This is a genomic window from Nocardioides sp. Z50_6 (assembly GCF_058215755.1).
Window position 1 is genome coordinate 770,514 of record NZ_JBZAJB010000002.1, and the last position, 19,784, is coordinate 790,297.

Consider the following 19,784-nt stretch of genomic DNA (forward strand, 5'->3'; position numbering starts at 1 on the left):
GCCAGCTCCTGGGCCGCCATCCGGGTAGCGGGCCACCGCGCCCGAGGTGCTGTCGCGGGCCTTTCCGCCGCGTGGTGACCGAGGTCGCGCGGACCCGAAATCCTCACTCAGGCACGCGTGCGACTACCGTGTCAACCATGAGTGACGAAGTGCCGGCAGATCAGGCGAGCCCGGAAGTACCCACGTTCGAGGAGCTGGGGCTCGACCCGTCGGTCCTGAAGACCCTCCGCGAGGTCGGCTACGAGCGCCCCTCGCCGATCCAGGCCGCGACCATCCCGCCGCTGCTGGCGGGCCGCGACGTCGTCGGCCTGGCCCAGACCGGGACCGGCAAGACGGCGGCCTTCGCGCTGCCGATCCTCTCCAACCTCGACCCCGCGCAGAAGACGCCGCAGGCCCTGGTGCTCGCGCCGACCCGTGAGCTCGCGCTCCAGGTCTCCGAGGCGTTCGAGCGCTACGCCGCCCACCAGAAGAACGTCCGGGTGCTCCCGGTCTACGGCGGCCAGGGCTACGGCGTGCAGCTCTCCGCGCTGCGCCGCGGCGTCCACGTGGTCGTGGGCACCCCCGGCCGGATCATGGACCACCTCGAGAAGGGCACCCTCGACCTCTCCGAGCTGCGCTTCCTGGTGCTCGACGAGGCCGACGAGATGCTCAAGATGGGCTTCGCCGAGGACGTCGAGACGATCCTCGCCGACACCCCGGCGACCAAGCAGGTCGCGCTCTTCTCCGCGACGATGCCGGCGCAGATCCGCCGCATCTCCAAGAAGCACCTCAACGACCCCGTCGAGGTCACGGTCAAGAACAAGACGACCACCTCGGCCAACATCACCCAGCGCTACCTGATGGTCAGCTACCCGCAGAAGGTCGACGCGCTGACCCGCATCCTCGAGGTCGAGAACTTCGAGGGGATGATCGTCTTCGTCCGGACCAAGCAGGTCACCGAGGCGCTCGCCGAGAAGCTGCGCGCCCGTGGGTTCTCCGCCCAGGCGATCAACGGCGACGTCTCCCAGCCGGTGCGCGAGCGCACCATCAACCAGCTGCGCGACGCCAAGCTCGACATCCTGGTCGCCACCGACGTGGCGGCCCGCGGTCTCGACGTCGAGCGGATCAGCCACGTCGTCAACTTCGACATCCCCACCGACACCGAGTCCTACGTGCACCGGATCGGCCGCACCGGCCGCGCCGGCCGCAAGGGCGACTCGATCGCCTTCGTCACCCCGCGCGAGCGCCACCTGCTGCGGGCGATCGAGAAGGCCACCCGCCAGCCGCTGACCCAGATGCAGCTGCCGAGCGTCGAGGACGTCAACTCCACCCGGCTCTCCCGGTTCGACGACCAGATCACCCAGGCGCTGGCCGACACCGAGCGGATCGACTTCTTCCGCGACGTGGTCAACCACTACGTCAACGAGTACGACGTGCCCGAGGTCGACGTCGCCGCCGCCCTCGCCGCGGTGATGTACGGCGCCCAGCCGCTGCTGCTCGACCCCAAGGCCGAGGTGCTGCACGCCCCCAAGGAGCACGACGACCGGGGCGGTCGCAGCGACCGTGGCGCGCGTCCGAGCCGCGAGGGCAAGGGCCCCCGCCGGGCGGGCTCGGACGCCGACCTGGCGACGTACCGGATCTCGGTGGGCAAGCGGCACAAGGTCGAGCCGCGGCAGATCGTCGGCGCCCTGGCCAACGAGGGCGGCCTGGGCCGCAACGACTTCGGCAAGATCGACATCCGGCCCGACTTCTCGCTGGTCGACCTCCCCGCCACCCTGCCCCCGGGCACCTGGGAGGCGCTCAAGGAGACCCGGATCTCCGGCAAGCTGATCGAGCTGGCCAAGGACAACGGTCCCCGGCGCTCGTCGGCCCCCCGCGAGGGCGGCTACGAGAAGCGCGACGGCGGGTTCGACAAGCGGAAGAAGCCGCGGCACAAGGACTGACACAAGAAACTGGTGGGAAGGTGTCGCCGGAGGGGTCCTCCGGCGCACCGACCCACCAGTTTCTTCTTTGGTGACGCCTTGGTGGCGCCTGGTGGCCTGGTGGCCTGGTGGCGCGGGGCTCAGGCGGTCTTGATCGCCGAGATGTCGAACTCGAGCTTGATCTTCTCCGAGACGAGCACGCCGCCGGTCTCCAGCGCGGCGTTCCAGGTCAGGTCCCACTCCTTGCGGTTGAGGGTGGTGCCGCCCTCGAAGCCGATCCGGGTGTTGCCGAAGGGGTCCTGCGCGGAGCCGGTCTCCTCGAACTCGATGGTGACCGGCTTGGTGACGCCCTTGATGGTGAGGTCGCCGGTGACGGACCAGTCGGCGCCGTCGCGCGCGACCCGGGTGGAGACGAACGTGATCTCGGGGTTGGCCTCGGCGTCGAAGAAGTCGGCCGAGCGCAGGTGGCCGTCGCGGTCCTCGGAGCCGGTGTCGATGCTGGCGGTCTTGATGGTGACCTTGACCGACGAGGCGGCCGGGTCGGCGGTGTCGACGTGGGCGGTGCCCTCGAACTCCTTGAAGGCGCCGCGGACCGTGGTGACCATGGCGTGGCGGGCGGAGAACCCGAGGCGCGAGTGGCTCGCGTCGATCGTGTAGTCGCCGGTCACGTCGTCGAGGACGGTGGTGGGGGCGTCGAAGGACTCGGACTTGTCGGCCTTGCGGCTGAAGATGCTCATGCGGGACTCCCTGGGATCGGTGGCCAGGCGGCGAGCCTGGAGTTGATTAAGTCTTCAACTATTAGAAGCGAATGTGCCCGCGCAACATTCCGTCGCGTGATGTGACCTGGATCACGAGAGAGTCCTGCCCGATTTCGGGCAGGAAGTTGCCCTGGACGAGTCGGCGAGGGAATCTGGTCAGGTGCGGGCGCCGGGGAATCACGACGACGAGGCTCTGGTCCGTCACCTACGGGCGACCACCGGACTCCCCGAGTCGCAGGTACGTCGGGTGGTCGGCGACGTGCTCGCCTTCTACGACGAGCCCGTCGAAGACCTCGTGCGTCGCCGTCATGCCCAGCTCAAGACGTACGGCGCCAAGAACGCCGAGATCTTCCCCCTCATCGCCGCCGAGCTGGCCACCCGCGTGGTGGCCGCACCTCGGCTCACCGAGCGCCAGCTGCGCCGGATCGTCTACGGCTGAACGCCGTCCAACCCCAGGAGAACCACCATGTGCGGAATCGTCGGCTACGTGGGACCGCAGGACGCCACGCCGCTGCTCGTCGAGGGCCTGGCCCGGCTCGAGCACCGCGGGTACGACTCGGCCGGACTGGCCGTGATCAGCGACCGCGGCACGCTGCGCGTCGAGAAGCGGGCGGGGCGGGTCCGCGACCTGGCCGCCACGCTGCCCAAGCGGTTCACCGGGCACACCGGCATCGGTCACACCCGCTGGGCCACCCACGGCCCGCCCAACGACGTCAACGCCCACCCGCACACCGACGGCAAGGGGCTGGTCGCGGTGGTCCACAACGGGATCCTCGACAACGCCCACGACCTGCGCGCTCGGCTGGCCGACGAGGGGGTCGAGCTGGCCAGCGACACCGACACCGAGGTCATCGCCCACCTCGTCGCCCGCTCCACCGCGAAGACCCTGGAGGACAAGGTCGGCGAGGCGCTCGCCCAGGTCTCCGGCACCTGGGGCCTGGCCGTCCTGCACGTCGACCACCCCGGCGAGATCGTGGTGGCGCGCAACGGCAGCCCGCTGATCCTCGGCGTCGGCGACGGCGAGATGTACGTCGCCTCCGACCTGGCCGCCCTGATCCGCCACACCACCTCGGTGGTGATGCTCGACGACGGCGAGATGGCCTCGGTGACCGCCACCGGCTTCACCACCACCACCGGCAAGGTGGCCTCCCACATCGACATCGACCCGGAGTCCTACGAGGCCGGTGAGCACGACTCGTTCATGCAGAAGGAGATGCTGGAGCAGCCGCAGACCGCCGCCCGGATGCTGCAGGGGCGCCTCGACACGCGCTTCGGCACCGCCCACCTCGGCGGGCTCAACATGGACGCCCGGGAGACCCGGGCCGTGCGCCGGGTCAAGATCCTCGGCTGCGGCTCCGCCTACTACGTGGGCCAGATGGGGGCCGGGCTGATCGAGGAGCTGGCCCGGATCCCCGCCGACGCCGAGCCGGCCAGCGAGTTCCGCTACCGCAACCCGATCATCGAGCCCGACACCCTCTACATCGCCGTGAGCCAGTCGGGGGAGACGATCGACACCCTGCTCGCCGTGCAGGAGATCCGGCGCAAGGGCGGTCGGGTGATCGGCCTGGTCAACGTGGTCGGCAGCGCGATCGCCCGGGAGTGCGACGGCGGCATCTACCTGCACGCCGGCCCCGAGGTCGCGGTCGCCAGCACCAAGGCGCTGACCAACATGTTCCTCGGCTTCGCCCTGCTCGCCCTCCAGCTCGGCCGGGTCCGCGACCTCTCCGTCGCCGACGGCCGCAGGTTGGTCCAGGCCCTGGAGCGGCTGCCCGAGCAGATCGGGGAGGTGCTCGCGCTGGAGCCGTGGATCGCCGAGGTGGCCGCCGAGCTGGCCACCGCCGAGTCGCTCTTCTTCATCGGGCGGGTGCGCGGGTTCCCGGTGGCGCGGGAGGGGGCGCAGAAGTTCAAGGAGATCAGCTACCGGCACGCGGAGGCCTACCAGACCTCGGAGCTCAAGCACGGCCCGTTGGCGCTGATCAGTCCGACCCTGCCGACGGTGGCGATCGTCCCCCACGACGAGCTGACCGAGCGCAACGTGGCCGCCCTCCACGAGGTGGCGGCCCGCGGCGGCCCGCTGGTGGTCGTCACCCACGCGGAGGTCGACCTGGGCGACCTGGAGGTCACCCGCATCGACGTCCCGCGTACCGAGCCCGAGCTCGACCCGCTGCTGCTCACCGTCCCGCTCCAGCTGCTGGCCTACCACGCGGCCACGACGCTGGGCCACGACATCGACAAGCCCCGCAACCTGGCCAAGTCGGTCACCGTCGAGTGAGGCCTGCCGACGACCCGGGCACCAGCCTTGTGCGCTGCGCCCGACGACCTCGGGCGCGGCGCCGCCTAGGCTGCCCGGAGAGCCGCGCAAGGATGGGAAGACCCCGTGCTGCATGGGGTCAGCACGGGGTCTGGGAGGACCCTACCCGCGGGCTCCCCGCCCGTTGTGGTGGTACGCAAGGTTTTACCGACGTGTCCGGACCAGGAGATCAAGATGGCGCACCAGCAGCCCGACAGCACCGACGACCTGAAGGGCGTGGAGACCCGTCTGCTCATCGACGGGACGTGGCGCGACGCCGACGACGGCGCCACCTTCGAGGTGCTGGACCCGGCCGACGGGTCGGTGCTGGCGCGGGTCGCGGACGCGGGGACGGGTGAGGCCCTCGAGGCCCTCGACGCGGCCGCCGGCGCGCAGGCCGCCTGGGCGGCCACCCCCTCGCGCGAGCGCGGCGAGCTGCTGCGCGCGGCCTTCGAGCTGGTCGCCGCGCGCGCCGACGACTTCGCCCGGGTGATGAGCCTGGAGATGGGCAAGCCGCTGACCGAGGCGCGCGGCGAGGTCGCCTACGGCAACGAGTTCCTGCGCTGGTTCTCCGAGGAGGCCGTCCGGGTCCACGGCCGCTGGATGGACAACCCGGCTGGCGGCAGCCGGATGCTGACCATGAAGAAGCCGGTCGGCCCCTGCCTGATGATCACCCCCTGGAACTTCCCGCTGGCGATGGGCACCCGCAAGATCGGCGCCGCCCTCGCCGCCGGCTGCACCTGCGTGGTCAAGCCGGCCAGCCAGACCCCGCTGACCATGCTGATGCTGGCCCAGGTGCTCACCGAGGTCGGCGTCCCGCCGGGCGTGGTCAACATCGTCACCACGACCTCCTCCCGCGAGGTGGGCGCGGCGCTGATGGGCGACGAGCGCCTCCGCAAGGTCAGCTTCACCGGCTCCACCCCCGTGGGCCGCGGCCTGGTCGGGCAGTCGGCCGAGCACCTCCAGCGGGTCTCGATGGAGCTGGGCGGCAACGCCCCCTTCCTCGTCTTCGAGGACGCCGACCTCGACGCGGCGGTCGACGGCGCGATGGTGGCCAAGATGCGCAACATGGGGGAGGCCTGCACCGCCGCGAACCGCTTCCTGGTCCACGACTCCGTCGCCGACGAGTTCGCCGAGCGGCTGGCGGCCCGGATGGGTGCGCTGACCGTGGGCCGGGGTCAGGACGAAGGCGTCGACGTCGGGCCGCTGATCGACCAGGACGCCGTGGAGTCGGTCGCGCAGCTGGTCACCGACGCGGTCCACGACGGCGCCAAGGTGCTCACCGGCGGCAGCCCGCTGGCCGGGCCCGGCTGGTTCTACCCCCCGACGGTGCTGGTCGACGTCCCGGCGGAGGCCGAGATCAACCGGCAGGAGATCTTCGGCCCGGTCGCCCCCGTCAGCCGGTTCACCACCGAGGAGGAGGCGCTGACGGCGGCGAACTCCAGCGAGTACGGGCTGGTCGCCTACGTCTGGACCCGCGACCTGGACCGCTCGCTGCGGGTCAGCGAGGCGCTGGCCTTCGGGATGGTCGGGCTCAACACCGGGATCGTCTCCAACGCCGCGGCCCCCTTCGGGGGCGTGAAGTCCAGCGGGTTCGGCCGCGAGGGCGGCTTCGAGGGGATCGAGGAGTACCTCGACACCACCTACGTGGCCATCCCGCGCTGACCGCGCTCCCCGACCTACCGGTCCCCGGCTGCGGCCACCAGCGCCAGGGCGCGCTCGGCCAGCGGCACCGCGGCGGCCCGGTCGGCGGGCACCAGCCCCACCCGGGTACGCCGGTCGAGCAGGTCGTCGACGTCGAGCGCACCCTCGTGGGTGACCCCGAAGACCAGCTCGGCCAGGGTCGTCGGCACCGCGGCGGAGACCGGGACGAGCAGCTCCTCCTCGTCCAGGCCGGTGACCTCGCGCGCGGTGGCCAGCACCAGCGCGGCGTCGGTGCCGAAGCGGCGTACCAGCCGGGCCGGTGCCTCCAGGCGGGCCAGCGCGGCCCGCGGCGCCGCCCCGGTGAGAGGGAGCGTCCGGGTGCGGCACGGAGCCGCCTCCAGCCCGGCGGCGCGGACGGCGGCGTCCACGGCGTCCTCGGCCATCCGCCGGTAGGTGGTGAGCTTGCCGCCGACCACCGTCACCACCCGGCCGCGAGGCCCGGCGCCGGTCAGCACCGCGTGCCGCCGGGAGAGGTCGGCGGTGACCCGGCCCCCCGCCTGGTCGACCTCGAGCAGCGGGCGCAGCCCGGCGAAGGAGCCGACCACGTCCTCGCGCCGCAGCGGCCGGGCGAAGGCGGCCGAGACCACGTCGAGCAGGAAGCCGATCTCGGCCTCGGTCGGCTCAGGCACGTCGGGCACCGGGCCCTCGACCGGCTCGTCGGTGAGCCCGACGTAGAAGGTGCCGTCGGGCTGGGGCAGCACCAGCACGAAGCGGTTGAGGCTGCCGGGCACCGGCACGGTGACCGCGGCGCCGAGGCCGGGCAGCGTCTCGCCGCGGAGCACCAGGTGGCTGCCGCGGCTGGGGCGGAGCCGGACCTCGGGGGCCAGGGTGTCGGCCCACACGCCGGTGGCGTTGACCACGGCGGCGGCGTGCACCGTCCGGTGACGGCCGGTGAGCGTGTCGAGCAGCCGGGCCGCGACCGGCCCCTGACCGCCGGCGAGCTCGAGGACCCGCGCCCGGCTGCGCACCACGGCGCCCTGCTGCGCGGCGGTCCGGGCGAGGGTGAGGACCAGGCGGGCGTCGTCCTCGAGCCGGCCGTCCCAGGAGAGCAGCCCGCCGCGGAGACCGTCGGCGCGCAGGCCGGGCGCCATCGCCGCGGTCTCGGTCGCCGTCAGCCGCCGCGGCGGGGGCAGCGTCTCGCGGCCGGTGCGGGCGCCCCGGCGCAGCAGGTCGCCCCCGGCCAGCCCGAGGCGGGTCAGCCGCTCCTGGAGCCGGGGGGTGGCCGTGGTCAGGGGGATCAGCATCGGCTGCGGGTGGGTCAGGTGCGGCGCGGTGGTCTCCATCAGGATGCCGCGCTCGACCGCGCTCTCGTGGGCGACGCCGAGCTGCCCGCGGGCCAGGTAGCGCAGCCCGCCGTGGACCAGCTTGGAGGACCAGCGGGAGGTGCCGAAGGCGACGTCGTGGGCGTCGACGGCGAGCACCTCCAGCCCGCGGGAGGCGGCGTCCAGGGCGCAGCCGGCGCCGGTGACCCCGAGGCCGACCACCAGCACGTCGACCCGCTCGGGCAGGCCTTCGGTGCCGTGGCCGAGCCGGCCGCCGGGGGTCATCGCGCCGGCATCCGGATCACGGTGCCAGGAACCGGGTGACCATGGTGTGGAGCTCGCCCAGGATCCCCGCCTCGGCGGTGCCGTCGTCGTCGACCATGGTGTGCAGGCTCAGCACGAACCCGTGGCCCATCAGCAGCAGCGCGCGGGCCATCGCCTCGGGGTCGCCCGCGCGGACCTCCCCGGTGGCCTGGTGCCTGGCGATCCGGGCGCTCAGCGACTCCAGGATCGCCTGCTGGCTGCGACCCCGGCGGTCGAGCAGGTAGGGCAGCAGCAGGTCGGGGTCGAGCTCGACGATCCGGGCGAAGAACTCGTTGTCGCGCAGCTGCTGCACGACGGCGATGACGCCGTCGGCGATGGTGCCGGTGGCCACCCCCGCGGCCACCACGGCTCCCCACTCGCGGGTCATCAGGTCGGCCATCAGCGCCCGCATGTCGGGCCACGCCCGATAGATCGTCATCCGGCTCACCCCGGCACGGCGGGCGACCTCGGTGAGTGTGGTACGCCGCCACCCGACGTCGAGGATGCAGGCGCGAGCGGCGTCGAGGTAGGGGTCCAGCCGCGGGTCGAGCCCGGCGGCGCGGGCCAGCGAGGCCTCCAGCCGACCATTGTGACGGAGTGACGTCATGTGTCACATTGTGTCACATGACCACCCCGCCCGTAGGGCTCAATGAGATGCATCCCACACGGTGGGGCGATCCCGATCGTGCCGCAGCCCTCCCGGAATCCGCCCGCGGGCTCGTCGAGCTGGCCTTCGGTCACCAGGACCGGGCCAGCGCCGACCCCGACGCCTCCGGGGCGATCCTGCCACCGATCCGCCTGGACCCCGCGCGCCTGCACGAACTGCGGACACTCGTCGGGCCCGGGCACGTCCTGGTCGACGACGAGACCCGCCGGCTCCGCACTCGCGGCAAGTCGACCCCCGACCTGCTCAAGGCCCGGCTCGGCCGCTTCGAGGAGGCCCCGGACGCCGTCGTCCGCCCCGCCGACGCCGACCAGGTGGCCGCGGTCCTGGCCTGGGCCGGCGAGCACCGGGTCGCCGTGGTGCCCTTCGGCGGCGGCACCTGCGTGACCGGGGGTCTGGTCGCCGACCTCGGGGCCGGCCGGGGCGCCCCGCTGACCGCCGCCGTCTCGCTCGACCTGGTCCGGATGAAGCGCCTGCTCGCCGTCGACCCGGTCTCGCGGACCGCCACCCTGGAGCCCGGGCTGCGCGGCCCCGAGGCCGAGGCGCTGCTGGCCGAGCACGGGCTGACGCTGGGCCACTTCCCGCAGAGCTTCGAGCACGGCTCGATCGGCGGGTTCGCCGCCACCCGCTCCTCGGGGCAGTCGTCGGCGGGCTACGGCCGCTTCGACTCCCTGGTCACCGGGCTGACCGCGGTCACCCCCGTGGGCCCGCTCGACCTCGGGGTGGCTCCGGCCAGCGCCGCGGGACCCGACCTGCGCCAGCTGCTGCTGGGCTCCGAGGGCACGCTGGGCGTGATCACCTCGGTCACCGTCCGGGTCCGCCCGGTGCCCGAGGTCAAGGAGTACGAGGGGTGGCGCTGGCCCTCGTTCGCGGCCGGCACCGAGGCGGTGCGCCGGGTGGTGCAGGCCGGGCTGCTCCCCACGGTGCTGCGCCTCTCCGACGAGACCGAGACCGCGATCAACCTCGCCGACCCCGCCGCCGTCGGGGGCGGGGACGGGGCGGGCTGCCTGATGATCGTCGGCCAGGAGGGCAGCGCCGAGGCCGTCGCTGCCCGGCGTACCGCTCTCACCGCGCTGCTCTCCGGCCTGGCCGACGAGCTCGGCGGGGCGCCCGCCGGGTCCGAGCCGGGCCAGCGGTGGGCCGGTGGCCGCTTCGACGCGCCCTACCTGCGCGACTCGCTGCTCGACGCCGGCGTGCTCGTCGAGACGCTGGAGACCGCCACCTACTGGTCGCGGATCGGCGCGGTCCACGAGGCCGTCCGCAGCGCCCTGACCGGGGCGCTGGGAGAGGGCGCCCTGGTGCTCTGCCACGTCTCGCACGTCTACGAGACCGGCGCCTCGCTCTACTTCACCGTCGCCGTCCGGCAGGGCCCCGACCCGCTGTCCCAGTGGCAGGCGGCCAAGGAGCGGGCCACCGACGCGATGGTGGCGGCCGGCGCGACCATCACCCACCACCACGCCGTCGGCACCGACCACCGACCCTGGCTGGGCGACGAGGTCGGCGCGGTGGGGGTGCGGGCGCTGCGGGCCGTCAAGGACTGCCTCGATCCGGCGGGCATCCTCAACCCCGGGATACTGATCCCGTGAACGACGACGCGCCGCGGGGCTTCAGCCTGCTGGTCAACCCCGCTGCCGGCGGCGGTGCCGCGTCCGCCGCGGTGCTGCCGGTCGCCGGGCTGCTCCGGGAGGCCGGGGCCCGGGTGGAGATCACCTACTCGCCCGGACCGGCCGCGACGGGCGACCTGGTCGTGGCCGCCGTGGCCCGCGGCGACGTGGTGGTGGCCGTCGGCGGCGACGGGATGCTCTCGTGCGTGGTCGGCCCGGTCGCCGACTCCGGCGGCACCCTGGGGATCGTCCCGGTCGGGCGGGGCAACGACTTCGCCCGGATGGTCGGGCTCCCCTCCGACCCGGCCGGGGTCGCCGACGTCCTGCTGCACGCCCCGGCGGCCCGGGTCGACCTGCTCGAGGTCTCCGGCCCCCAGGGGAGACGGGTCGTCGCCGGCTCGGTCTATGCCGGGGTCGACGCCCAGGCGGCCGCCCACGTGGCCGCGATGCGGCGCGTCCCGCGGCGCGCGCAGTACCCCCTGGCCGCCGTCCGGGCGCTGGCCGCCTACACCCCGGTCCACCACCGGATCCGGGTCGACGGGGAGCAGCACGAGTTCCGGGCCGCCACGGTGGTGGTGGCCAACTCCCGCTACTACGGCAACGGGATGATGATCTCGCCCGACTCCGTGGTCGACGACGGCCTGCTCGACGTGGTGGTGATCGAGGCCGCCTCGCGCTGGCAGCTGATCCGGTCGCTGCCCCGGGTCTACGACGGCGGCCACGTGCGGCTGCCCGAGGTCACCCGGCTGCGCGGGGTCCGGGTGGAGCTCTCCGCGCACTGTCCGGGCGGGGTGCTGCTCGGCGGCGACGGCGAGCCGCTCGGCACGCTGGCCCCCGACCACGCCGAGCTGCTGCGGATCGAGCTCAAGCCCCAGGCGCTGGCCCTGATCCACTGAGTCCGGCACGCGCCCGGGCACTGGCCCCGGGTCGGCCTCAGTCCGGCAACGTCCAGAGCAGGATCTCGGCGTCGGTGACCGCCTCCACCGCCAGGTCGCGCTCGTCGCCGGCCTCCCACAGCCGGACCGCGTCGCCGGGCTCCAGCAGGGTCGGCTCGCCCGCCGGCAGCAGCAGCCGCGCCGTGCCCGTGGCCACGAAGAGGTGGTGGCGGGGGCTGGTGGGGAGCCCGTGGTCGGTGCCGGCGGCCAGCTTGCCGATCCACAGGGTGGCGCCGCGGGTGCCGATCGGCAGCTGCCCACCCTCGCCGGCCACCGCGACCAGGCCCGGGCCGGCCAGGCCGGCGGCGGTGAACCGGGCGGGCGGCTCCCCGGGCTCGTCGGGCCGCAGCCACGACTGCACGAACCGGGTCGGCTGTGCGCCGGTGGCGGCCATCTCCGCGTGGGTGATGCCGGAGCCGGCCGACTGCACCTGCACGGTCCCGGCCGGCAGGGTGGAGGTGGTGCCCAGCGAGTCGGTGTGGACCAGCGCGCCGTGCAGCACCCAGGTGACCAGCTCGACGTCGAAGTGGCGGTGGTCGGGGTAGCCGGCCCCCCAGGCGAGGTGGTGGTCGTTGTGGGCGATCAGCGGGCCGAAGGCGACGTTGTCGGGGTCGTAGAACTCCCCGAACGAGAACGAGTGGTGGGTGACGCGGTCCGGCTGCCGTGAGGCGAACCTTTCCGAACCGGCGTACACGCTGATCTGCATCCAGATATCGTCTCTGGGTGACCAGTCCCAACCAAAACCGGGGGTCGGGGGACTTCCCCCTGCTGCCCGCCGGGTTCCACTTCGGGACAGCCACCGCCGCCTACCAGCACGAGGGCGCCGTCGCCGAGGACGGCCGCGGGCCGAGCGTCTGGGACACCTGGACCCACGAGGCGGGCCACGTGGCCGACGGCAGCACCGGCGACCGGGCGGCCGACCACTACCACCGGGTCGCCGAGGACGCCGCGCTGCTCGGCGAGCTGGGAGCCCCGGGCTACCGCTTCTCGATCTCGTGGCCGCGGGTGCTGCCCACCGGCTCCGGCCCGGTCAACGCCGCCGGCCTGGACTTCTACGACCGGCTCGTCGACAGCCTGCTGGAGCAGGGCCTCTCGCCGATGGCGACGCTCTACCACTACGACCTGCCCCAGGGGCTCGAGGACGACGGCGGCTGGCTCAACCGGGCCACCGCCGGCCGGTTCGCCGACTACGCGGCCGTGGTGGCCGGGCGGCTCGCCGACCGGGTCACCCACTGGGTGCCGATCAACGACCCCAACGTGGTCACCATGCTCGGCTACGCCGAGACCCGGCACGCCCCCGGCAAGGGGCTCCTCTTCGACTCGCTGCCCACCGCCCACCACCAGCTGCTGGCCCACGGCCGGGCCGCCTCCGCGCTGCGGGCCGCGGGCGCCCGGAGCGTGGGGTGCGCCAACAACCACGCACCCATCTGGCCGGCCAGCGAGGACGTGGCCGACACCGGGATGAGCAAGATCTTCGACCAGATGTGGAACGGGCTCTTCCTGGAGCCGATGCTGCTCGGCCGCTACCCGGTCGACCTGGCCCCGATGATGGACGACGTCGTCGAGCCCGGCGACATGGCCACCATCCGCCAGCCCCTCGACTTCTACGGCGTCAACTACTACTACCCGCTGCGCATCGCGGCGGCTCCCGAGGAGCAGGAGAACCCGTTCGAGTTCGTCGACGTGGTCGGCTACCCGCAGACCGACGCCGGCTCCCCGGTGGTGCCCGACGCGCTGCGCGAGTGGCTGATCATCTTCCGGGCCCGCTACCGGGCCGCGCTGCCGCCGATCTTCATCACCGAGGCGGGCTGCGCCTACGACACGGGCCCGGACGCCGACGGCGTGGTCGACGACCAGGCGCGGATCGACTTCTACGACTCCCACCTGCGTGCCGTCTCCGAGGCGGTCAACCGCGGCGTCGACGTCCGCGCGTTCTACGCCTGGTCGCTGCTGGACTGCTTCGAGTGGGCCAAGGGGCTGGAGCGCCGCTTCGGGCTGGTGCACGTCGACTTCGAGACCCAGCGGCGCACGCCGAAGCGCTCCTTCCGCTGGTACGCCGACATGATCGCCTCGCAGCCCGCCGACCGGTGACGCGGAGCCTGGCGGCCAGGCCACTACGCTGACCCGCATGAGTGCCGAGCCGAGTGCGCCCAGCAGCCCCCGTCGTGTCGTCTACGTCGTCGGGTCGGGGCGCAGCGGCACCAGCACGATGGCCGGCACGCTGCGCACCCTGGGCCTGCACGTGCCGCAGCCCGAGGTGGCCGCCGACACCACCAACCCCAAGGGGTTCGGGGAGCCCCAGTGGCTCGTCGACCTCCACGACGAGCTGCTGCGCCGCTCGGGGGTGCAGGTCTCCGACGCCCGGCCCCGTGCCTGGCTCGACGCCGGTCAGGTGAGCGCCGACCACGCCGTCCGCGAGCGGGTCACCGGGTGGCTGGCCGAGCAGCTGGACACCGCGTCCGGGGGCGCCGACGAGCTGGTGCTCAAGGACCCCCGCGCCGCCTGGTTCCTGGGCCTGTGGCGCGCCGCGGCCGAGCGCAACGGGGCCACCACCTCCTACGTGACCATGCTGCGGCCGGTCACCGAGGTGGTCGGCAGCAAGCAGAAGTACTACGACGCCAAGCAGGGCGGCACCACCCGCACCGCCGCGTGGGTCAACATGATGCTCGGCACCGAGCGGGCCACCCGGGGGGAGCAGCGCGCCTTCGTCCGGTACGCCGACATGCTGGCCGACTGGACCGTGCCGGTCTTCGCCCTCGGCGAGGCCTTCGACCTCCACGCGGTGAAGACCGCGATGGCCACCGACATCGCCGCCGTCCACTCCTTCATCGACCCCTCGCTGCGCCGCGTCACCCTCACCTGGGACGACGTCCAGGTGCCGGCGCGACTGCGCGAGCTCGCCGACGAGACCTGGCGGGTGCTCGACTCGATGGCCGAGCCCGGCGGTGACACCCCCGAGGCGCACCGGACCTGCGACCAGCTGCGCACCGCCTACGGCGAGCAGTACGAGGAGGCGGAGGCGTTCGCGGCCTCCAGCGTGCTGGCCGCCCGCCGCGAGGGGGTGCGCCAGGGACGCGAGGAGGGCCGAGCCGAGCAGCCGGGCGGCGGGCTCGACCGGGTGCCGCACCGGGTGCGCGCGATGGTGCCGGCCTCCGCCCGGCGCACGATCCGGAAGGCGATGGGGCGTGCCCGCTGACATCGCCTGCCTGGAGGGCCTCCCCGACTTCGACGTGCACTGGCCCTGGCACGACGAGCAGGGGCGCCCGCGCCCCCTCGAGCCCGGCCTGACCTGCGTCTTCCGGCTCCGCAACGAGGCCCGCAACCTGCCGTGGGTGCTGCCGCCGATCATGGCGGCGGTCCAGCACGTGCTGGTCGTCGACAACGGCTCCGACGACGGCACCGCCGACGTGGCCCGCCGGGTGGCGGCCGAGCATGGCGCCGCCGACCGGCTCACCGTGCTCGACTACCCCCACCGGGTCGCCCGGGCGGGCGGCGAGCACCTGGCCACCCCCGCCACCTCGGTGCACTCCCTGACCCACTTCTACAACTGGTCCTTCAGCCAGGTCCGCACCACCTACTCGATGAAGTGGGACGGCGACATGGTGCTCACCCCGGAGGGCTCGCGGATCCTGGCCGACCTCTCCTGGCAGCTCCAGGCGACCGAGGCGATCGTGGCGATGCCCCGCCACCCGCTGACCGTGGTCGACGACTCCACCGGCTGGCTCGACCTGAGCCTGCGCTTCCTCGAGCCGTGGGTCTATCCGATGGGCCCGGAGTTCACCTTCGTCAAGGCCTTCGACTGGGAGCTGCGCGAGTTCCCGCCCGGCATCGAGCGGGTGGTGCTGCCCCAGGGCCTGGTCGTGGAGGTCAAGTGGCTCGACGCCGACGAGTACGCCCACTGGCGCACCGAGGGGGTCGACTTCACCTCCACCCGTCTCTACCGCAAGCTCCGCGAGTTCGAGGTCGACCGGGCGATCCGGGAAGGCCGCGCCGAGGAGCTGGGCGGGCTGACGAAGGTGACCGCCCCGCCCGGCGTGCACGTCATCGACCACGTGACCCAGACTTGGCTTCGCCAGGCCCCCAGGCCCCTGGTCAAGCACAGCCTGCCCGCCGCCCTGCGGGAGCGGGCCCCGCGTGAGAGGACCACCCGGTGACCCACCCCCTCGACTCCTTCTTCGCCAACTCCCCGGCCCCCGTGCTGGTGGTCGCCGGCGACGACCCGGTGGTGGCCGCGCTCCCCATCGGGTTCGAGGGCTCGCTGCTCGCGCTGTCGCAGGTCGAGCCCGGGCAGCCGGTCAAGCGGGGCTGGAAGACCGTGCTGCTGGTCGCCTCCGACCGCGCCGCGCTGCGCCGGGCCGCCTCGATGGTGCCGCGGCTGGGCCAGTGCCGCACCGTCGGCGTCTGGCTCACCGAGGGGTGCGCGCCGCTGGTGCTGCACCCGCGCGGCGAGTGGCCGCTGATGACCAGCCTGCACGCGCGGCCGCTGCACGGTGAGAAGGGCGAGCAGGACCACGCCGGCTTCCTCACGGTGGCTCGCTTCGCCGAGCCGGTCGGCGCCCACCTGGTGATCGCCGAGCTGGCCCGCCAGTCCGTGCCGGCAGCGGACCCCACCCACCACGGCGTCGTGCTGGCCTACGCCGGCCGCGGGCCGGCGCCCGGCCTCGACCCGCGCGCCCTGCACCTGGGCGACCCCGAGCAGGCCGGCGACCCAGAGCGCGACGTGCCGCCCGACGTCGTGCTGACCGACGCGGCGGCAGCCGGATCGGTGGAGTCGGGCGCGCCGGTACCGGCCAGCCACCACGTGATCGACCGTGCCCCGACGGTGGTCCGCTCCCCGGGGCTCGACCCGGTCGACGAGCTGGTCTTCAACCCGATCGGCTGGCGCAAGCAGTGGGAGAAGCCGGTCGTGGACCTCTTCGACCTCGCACCCGGCCCGGCCGGCGTCACCGAGGCCGTGGTCGCCGCAGCCCGCGCACACCAGGGCGTCCGGGTCGACCTGTCCCGTGACGACGCCGCCCAGGTGCTGCGGCTGGCGATGGCCGGCGTCCCGCTGCTGGCGACCGGCCAGCAGCCGCACGACGCTCCCCAGCTCGACCCGGTGCTGCGGGCCACGCTCGACGGCGCCGGCGACCTCGACGACCCGCTGGCCCGCGAGGAGCACGCGCTGCGGGTGCGGCGCGCCGCCTTCGACGCCCACTCCACGCTGGTCTGGCGCGCGCAGCTGGCCGCCACGGCGGGCCTGGGGAGCCGCTCCGCCCTCCCGCCGGTCAGCATCCTGCTCGCCACCCGCCGGCCCCACCAGCTGGAGTTCGTGCTCGGCCAGGTCGCCCGTCAGCGCGGCGCGGACGTCGAGCTGGTGCTCGCCGCCCACGGCTTCTCGCCCGACCGCGACCGGGTCCGCGAGCTGCTCGGCGACGTGCCGGCCACGGTGCTGGAGATCCCCGAGGAGGCCTACTTCGGCGACGTCCTCAACGCCGCCAAGGCCGCCGCCTCGGCCGGGCTGCTGCTCAAGATCGACGACGACGACTGGTACTCCCCGAACGCCGTCCACGACCTGCTGATGGCGCGGCGCTTCTCCGGAGCCGACGTGGTCGGGATGCCGAGCGAGTTCGTCTACCTCGCCGAGCGCGACCTCACGGTGCGGCGCAACCACCCCTCCGAGGTCTTCAACCGGTTCGTCGCCGGCGGCACGACCCTGCTGAGCCGCGAGCTGCTCGACTCGCTCGGCGGCTTCCGCCGGGTCCGCCGGTTCGTCGACACCCAGCTGCTCAGCGGCGTGGAGGCGGCCGGGGGCCGGATCTACCGCACCCACGGGCTCGGCTACGTGCTGCGCCGGGTCGGCGACGGCCACACCTGGACCCGGGACGACGACGAGTTCCGGCGACCCGAGATCATCGACACCGAGTGGTCGGGCTTCCGGCCCAGCAGCGAGATCGAGTCAGGAGCCGACGGGGGAGTCGACTGATGCCACGACAGCCGCTGGTGCGGCACAACGACTACAGCTCCCTGGAGCCGCCGCGGCTGGGGGAGTGGGAGCCGCGCCTGTCGGTCTCCGTGGTCGTACCGGCGTTCAACTACCACCGGACGCTGCCCTACGTGCTGGCCGGGCTGGCCGGGCAGAGCTATCCGGGTCACCTGCTCGAGGTGGTGGTGGTCGACGACCAGTCCACCCCGCCGCTGGAGCTGCCGGAGGTGCGGCCGGAGCACACCCGCATCCTGCGGGTCGAGGCCGGCTGGGGCCGGGCCAACGCCTGCCACCTCGGCTTCGAGGGCAGCGACGGCGACGTGCTGCACTGGTACGACGCCGACATGCTCCCCTACCGCGAGGAGGTCGAGGCGCACATGCGGTGGCACCACCTCCTCGACTACGCGGTGCCCGGCGGCGACAAGCGCTTCGTGGACCCCGAGTGGGTCCTGGAGCTCGACCCCGCGCTGGTGCGCGACCGGGTCGCGGCCGGCGAGGCGGGCGACTTCTTCCCTGGCCAGCCGCACGAGGAGCACAAGTGGGTGGAGGGCTACTGGCGCCGCACCCGCGACCTCACCCTGGCCGGGCCGCGGGCCCAGCGGGTGCACATCGGGATGACCGGGTCGGTGACCCGCGACCTCTACCGCGCCTCCCGCGGCTTCGACCCGACGCTGCGGCTCGGCGAGGACATGGCGCTGGGTCACGAGCTGGCCCAGGTCGGGGCCGTCTTCGTGGTCGACCGGGAGGCCCGGTCGTGGCACCTGGGCCGGTCGCAGGTGCTGCGCCGCGCCGACCAGGTCAACCGCTACAACGACCCCTACCTGGCCAACCTGGTCCCGGCGATGCGCCCCAAGCGCCGGGTGCACGGGCGCAACTACGAGGTGCCCTACCTCGAGGTGGTGGTGCCGGTGGCCGAACGGCTCACCGACTGCTCGCTCGAGCAGGCCGCCGACGAGGTGATCGGCTGCGTCGACGCCCTGCTCGACGCGGAGTTCTCCGACCTGCGGGTGCTGCTGGCGGCTCCGTGGAGCCGGGTGCACGAGGAGCGCACCCAGCCGGTGGAGGACCCCACCCTCGAGCTGCGGATCGTGCACCGCTCCTACCGCGGTGAGCCGCGGGTCCGGCTGGTGGAGGAGCTGCCGCCCGGCACCCCCGACGCCACCGACGCCGAGTTCCGGCTGACCCTGCCCGACACCTCCCACGCCCCGCTGCCGCACGCGCTCCAGGCCCTGCTCGACGACCTGGAGCGCACCCACCACGGCCGGCGCGTCATCGTCTACCCCGACGGCGCCGAGGCGCGGCTGGAGCGGATCGCCGCGCTGGCGCGGGTCGAGCGGGTCGCCCAGGTCGGCGACGACCGCGACGAGCTGATGGAGCAGGCCTTCGGGACGGCCTCGTACGACGCCGCCCAGGTCGGCTTCGTGCCCACCGAGGAGCGCGAGGTGCCGCGGTTCGTGCTGAAGCCGAAGCCCGCCATGAGCCCGGAGGAGTCGCGCGCCATCCTGCTCGGCGAGGCGACCCCGCCGTCCGCGCCGCAGCCCGGCGGCGAGCCCGACGACGCCGGCGAGCCCGGCGACGCCGGGCGCAAGCCCTGGTGGCGCCGGTAGTCAGCGCCCCCCGGCGCCCAGCTTCACCAGCACCCCCAGGTGGTCGCTGCCCGCCAGCCGGTGGGTCGTCGCCCCGGTGACCGGCCGCAGCGCGGATCCCGCCGCCAGCAGCACGTGGTCGAGCGCGGCGACCGGCCGGTGTGCCGGGTAGGTCGATCCCGAGGGCACCCGTGACCAGCCGGTCAACCGGGTGACCAGGCCGGCCGGCAGGTTGAGATCGCCCATCAGCACCAGCGGCCGCGGCAGGTCCCGGGCCCAGGCGACCAGCTCGCGCAGCTGGCCCGCCGCCCGCCACGGGACGAACGAGAGGTGGGTGGTGACCACGGTGACCGGGCCGCCCGGTGCCGCCACCCGGGCCGCGAGCGCGACCCGCTGCTCGTCGCCGACGACGACGTGCTCCTCGTCGGTCCACGAGGGCTTGCGCACCGGCACCTTCACCGACGACGGCGCCATCCGGTGCTCCCACCACTCCTGCACCGGGTGCCGGCTCAGCAGCGCGACGCCGTACGACGGCTCGGCGAGGTCGGTGGCGGGAGCGGACCGCATGGTGGCGACGTTCCCCGGTGTCCCGAGGACCGCCGCTGCGAAGCGGGCGTGCCACTCCGGTCCGCCTGCCGCCAGCGTGCGGGCCAGCAGTCCGGTCTGGTCGACGTCCCCGGAGCGCGGCAGCAGGTGGTCGACCTCCTGGACCGCGAGGACGTCAGGGCCCAGCGCCGCCGCGGCCGCCGCGAACGGCGCGAGGTCGGGCGGACCCTCCCCGCTGCGTCCGGCGGCGGCGTTGGCGGTCACCA

At 73.9% G+C, this 19,784-nt stretch carries 16 protein-coding genes; 11 read left to right on the forward strand and 5 right to left on the reverse strand.

Features of this window, described 5'->3' with window-relative positions; all coding sequences use genetic code 11:
* Nucleotides 1-137 precede the first annotated feature (137 nt).
* Nucleotides 138-1,922 carry a DEAD/DEAH box helicase gene (locus tag AC4BGE_RS08465; RefSeq protein WP_490570998.1) on the forward strand — a complete coding sequence of 595 codons (1,785 nt, stop codon included), beginning with the start codon at nt 138-140 and terminating at the stop codon, nt 1,920-1,922.
* Nucleotides 1,923-2,041: 119 nt separating this feature from the next.
* On the opposite strand, the gene AC4BGE_RS08470 is transcribed toward AC4BGE_RS08465, so the two are convergent.
* Nucleotides 2,042-2,638, reverse strand: coding sequence for a YceI family protein (locus AC4BGE_RS08470; protein WP_490570997.1), 597 nt, complete (start codon nt 2,636-2,638; stop codon nt 2,042-2,044).
* A 268-nt stretch (nt 2,639-2,906) separates the two neighbouring features.
* Between AC4BGE_RS08470 and AC4BGE_RS08475 the strand changes: the two genes are divergently transcribed.
* The 3 genes from AC4BGE_RS08475 (at nt 2,907) to AC4BGE_RS08485 (ending at nt 6,614) form a co-directional block, all read left to right on the forward strand.
* The gene (locus tag AC4BGE_RS08475) at nt 2,907-3,098 is read left to right on the forward strand and encodes a hypothetical protein (protein ID WP_490574983.1); all 192 of its coding nucleotides are present in this window, start codon (nt 2,907-2,909) and stop codon (nt 3,096-3,098) included.
* Nucleotides 3,099-3,125: 27 nt separating this feature from the next.
* The gene (gene glmS, locus AC4BGE_RS08480; RefSeq protein ID WP_490574984.1) at nt 3,126-4,931 is read left to right on the forward strand and encodes a glutamine--fructose-6-phosphate transaminase (isomerizing); all 1,806 of its coding nucleotides are present in this window, start codon (nt 3,126-3,128) and stop codon (nt 4,929-4,931) included.
* Nucleotides 4,932-5,144: 213 nt separating this feature from the next.
* A complete protein-coding gene (locus AC4BGE_RS08485; protein WP_490574985.1) occupies nt 5,145-6,614 on the forward strand; it encodes an NAD-dependent succinate-semialdehyde dehydrogenase in 1,470 nt (489 codons plus the stop codon).
* A 14-nt stretch (nt 6,615-6,628) separates the two neighbouring features.
* Here AC4BGE_RS08485 and AC4BGE_RS08490 read toward each other — a convergent pair whose 3' ends face one another.
* Entirely contained in the window at nt 6,629-8,200 is a 1,572-nt protein-coding gene (locus AC4BGE_RS08490) for a glycerol-3-phosphate dehydrogenase/oxidase (RefSeq protein WP_490574986.1), read from the reverse strand.
* 16 nt (nt 8,201-8,216) lie between these two features.
* Nucleotides 8,217-8,825: a TetR/AcrR family transcriptional regulator gene (locus AC4BGE_RS08495; RefSeq protein WP_490574987.1), complete on the reverse strand. Its 609-nt coding sequence runs from the start codon at nt 8,823-8,825 to the stop codon at nt 8,217-8,219.
* Between the two features lie 47 nt (nt 8,826-8,872).
* On the opposite strand from AC4BGE_RS08495, the gene AC4BGE_RS08500 reads away from it, so the two are divergent.
* Complete coding sequence (locus AC4BGE_RS08500) at nt 8,873-10,468, forward strand: FAD-binding oxidoreductase (protein WP_490574988.1); 1,596 nt, start codon at nt 8,873-8,875, stop codon at nt 10,466-10,468.
* A complete protein-coding gene (locus AC4BGE_RS08505) occupies nt 10,465-11,382 on the forward strand; it encodes a diacylglycerol/lipid kinase family protein (RefSeq protein WP_490574989.1) in 918 nt (305 codons plus the stop codon). Before AC4BGE_RS08500 ends, AC4BGE_RS08505 begins: the two co-directional genes overlap by 4 nt.
* A gap of 37 nt (nt 11,383-11,419) precedes the next feature.
* Here the strand turns inward: AC4BGE_RS08505 and AC4BGE_RS08510 are convergent, their stop codons facing one another.
* Nucleotides 11,420-12,127: a pirin family protein gene (locus AC4BGE_RS08510; RefSeq protein WP_490570989.1), complete on the reverse strand. Its 708-nt coding sequence runs from the start codon at nt 12,125-12,127 to the stop codon at nt 11,420-11,422.
* 17 nt (nt 12,128-12,144) lie between these two features.
* Between AC4BGE_RS08510 and AC4BGE_RS08515 the strand changes: the two genes are divergently transcribed.
* The 5 genes from AC4BGE_RS08515 to AC4BGE_RS08535 are packed head-to-tail and all read left to right on the forward strand — an operon-like array spanning nt 12,145 to nt 18,993.
* Nucleotides 12,145-13,512: a GH1 family beta-glucosidase gene (locus AC4BGE_RS08515; RefSeq protein ID WP_490574990.1), complete on the forward strand. Its 1,368-nt coding sequence runs from the start codon at nt 12,145-12,147 to the stop codon at nt 13,510-13,512.
* Nucleotides 13,513-13,549: 37 nt separating this feature from the next.
* Nucleotides 13,550-14,617 (forward strand): sulfotransferase family protein, encoded by a 1,068-nt coding sequence (locus tag AC4BGE_RS08520; RefSeq protein ID WP_490570987.1) that lies wholly within the window; start codon nt 13,550-13,552, stop codon nt 14,615-14,617.
* Nucleotides 14,607-15,575, forward strand: a complete 969-nt coding sequence (locus AC4BGE_RS08525; RefSeq protein ID WP_490570986.1) for a hypothetical protein — start codon at nt 14,607-14,609, stop codon at nt 15,573-15,575. Before AC4BGE_RS08520 ends, AC4BGE_RS08525 begins: the two co-directional genes overlap by 11 nt.
* Complete coding sequence (locus AC4BGE_RS08530) at nt 15,572-17,386, forward strand: hypothetical protein (protein WP_490574991.1); 1,815 nt, start codon at nt 15,572-15,574, stop codon at nt 17,384-17,386. Before AC4BGE_RS08525 ends, AC4BGE_RS08530 begins: the two co-directional genes overlap by 4 nt.
* Nucleotides 17,386-18,993: a glycosyltransferase family 2 protein gene (locus AC4BGE_RS08535; protein WP_490570984.1), complete on the forward strand. Its 1,608-nt coding sequence runs from the start codon at nt 17,386-17,388 to the stop codon at nt 18,991-18,993. Before AC4BGE_RS08530 ends, AC4BGE_RS08535 begins: the two co-directional genes overlap by 1 nt.
* On the opposite strand, the gene AC4BGE_RS08540 is transcribed toward AC4BGE_RS08535, so the two are convergent.
* On the reverse strand, nt 18,994-19,782 hold the full coding sequence (locus tag AC4BGE_RS08540) for an endonuclease/exonuclease/phosphatase family protein (protein WP_490574992.1): 789 nt from the start codon (nt 19,780-19,782) through the stop codon (nt 18,994-18,996).
* Nucleotides 19,783-19,784 lie beyond the last annotated feature (2 nt).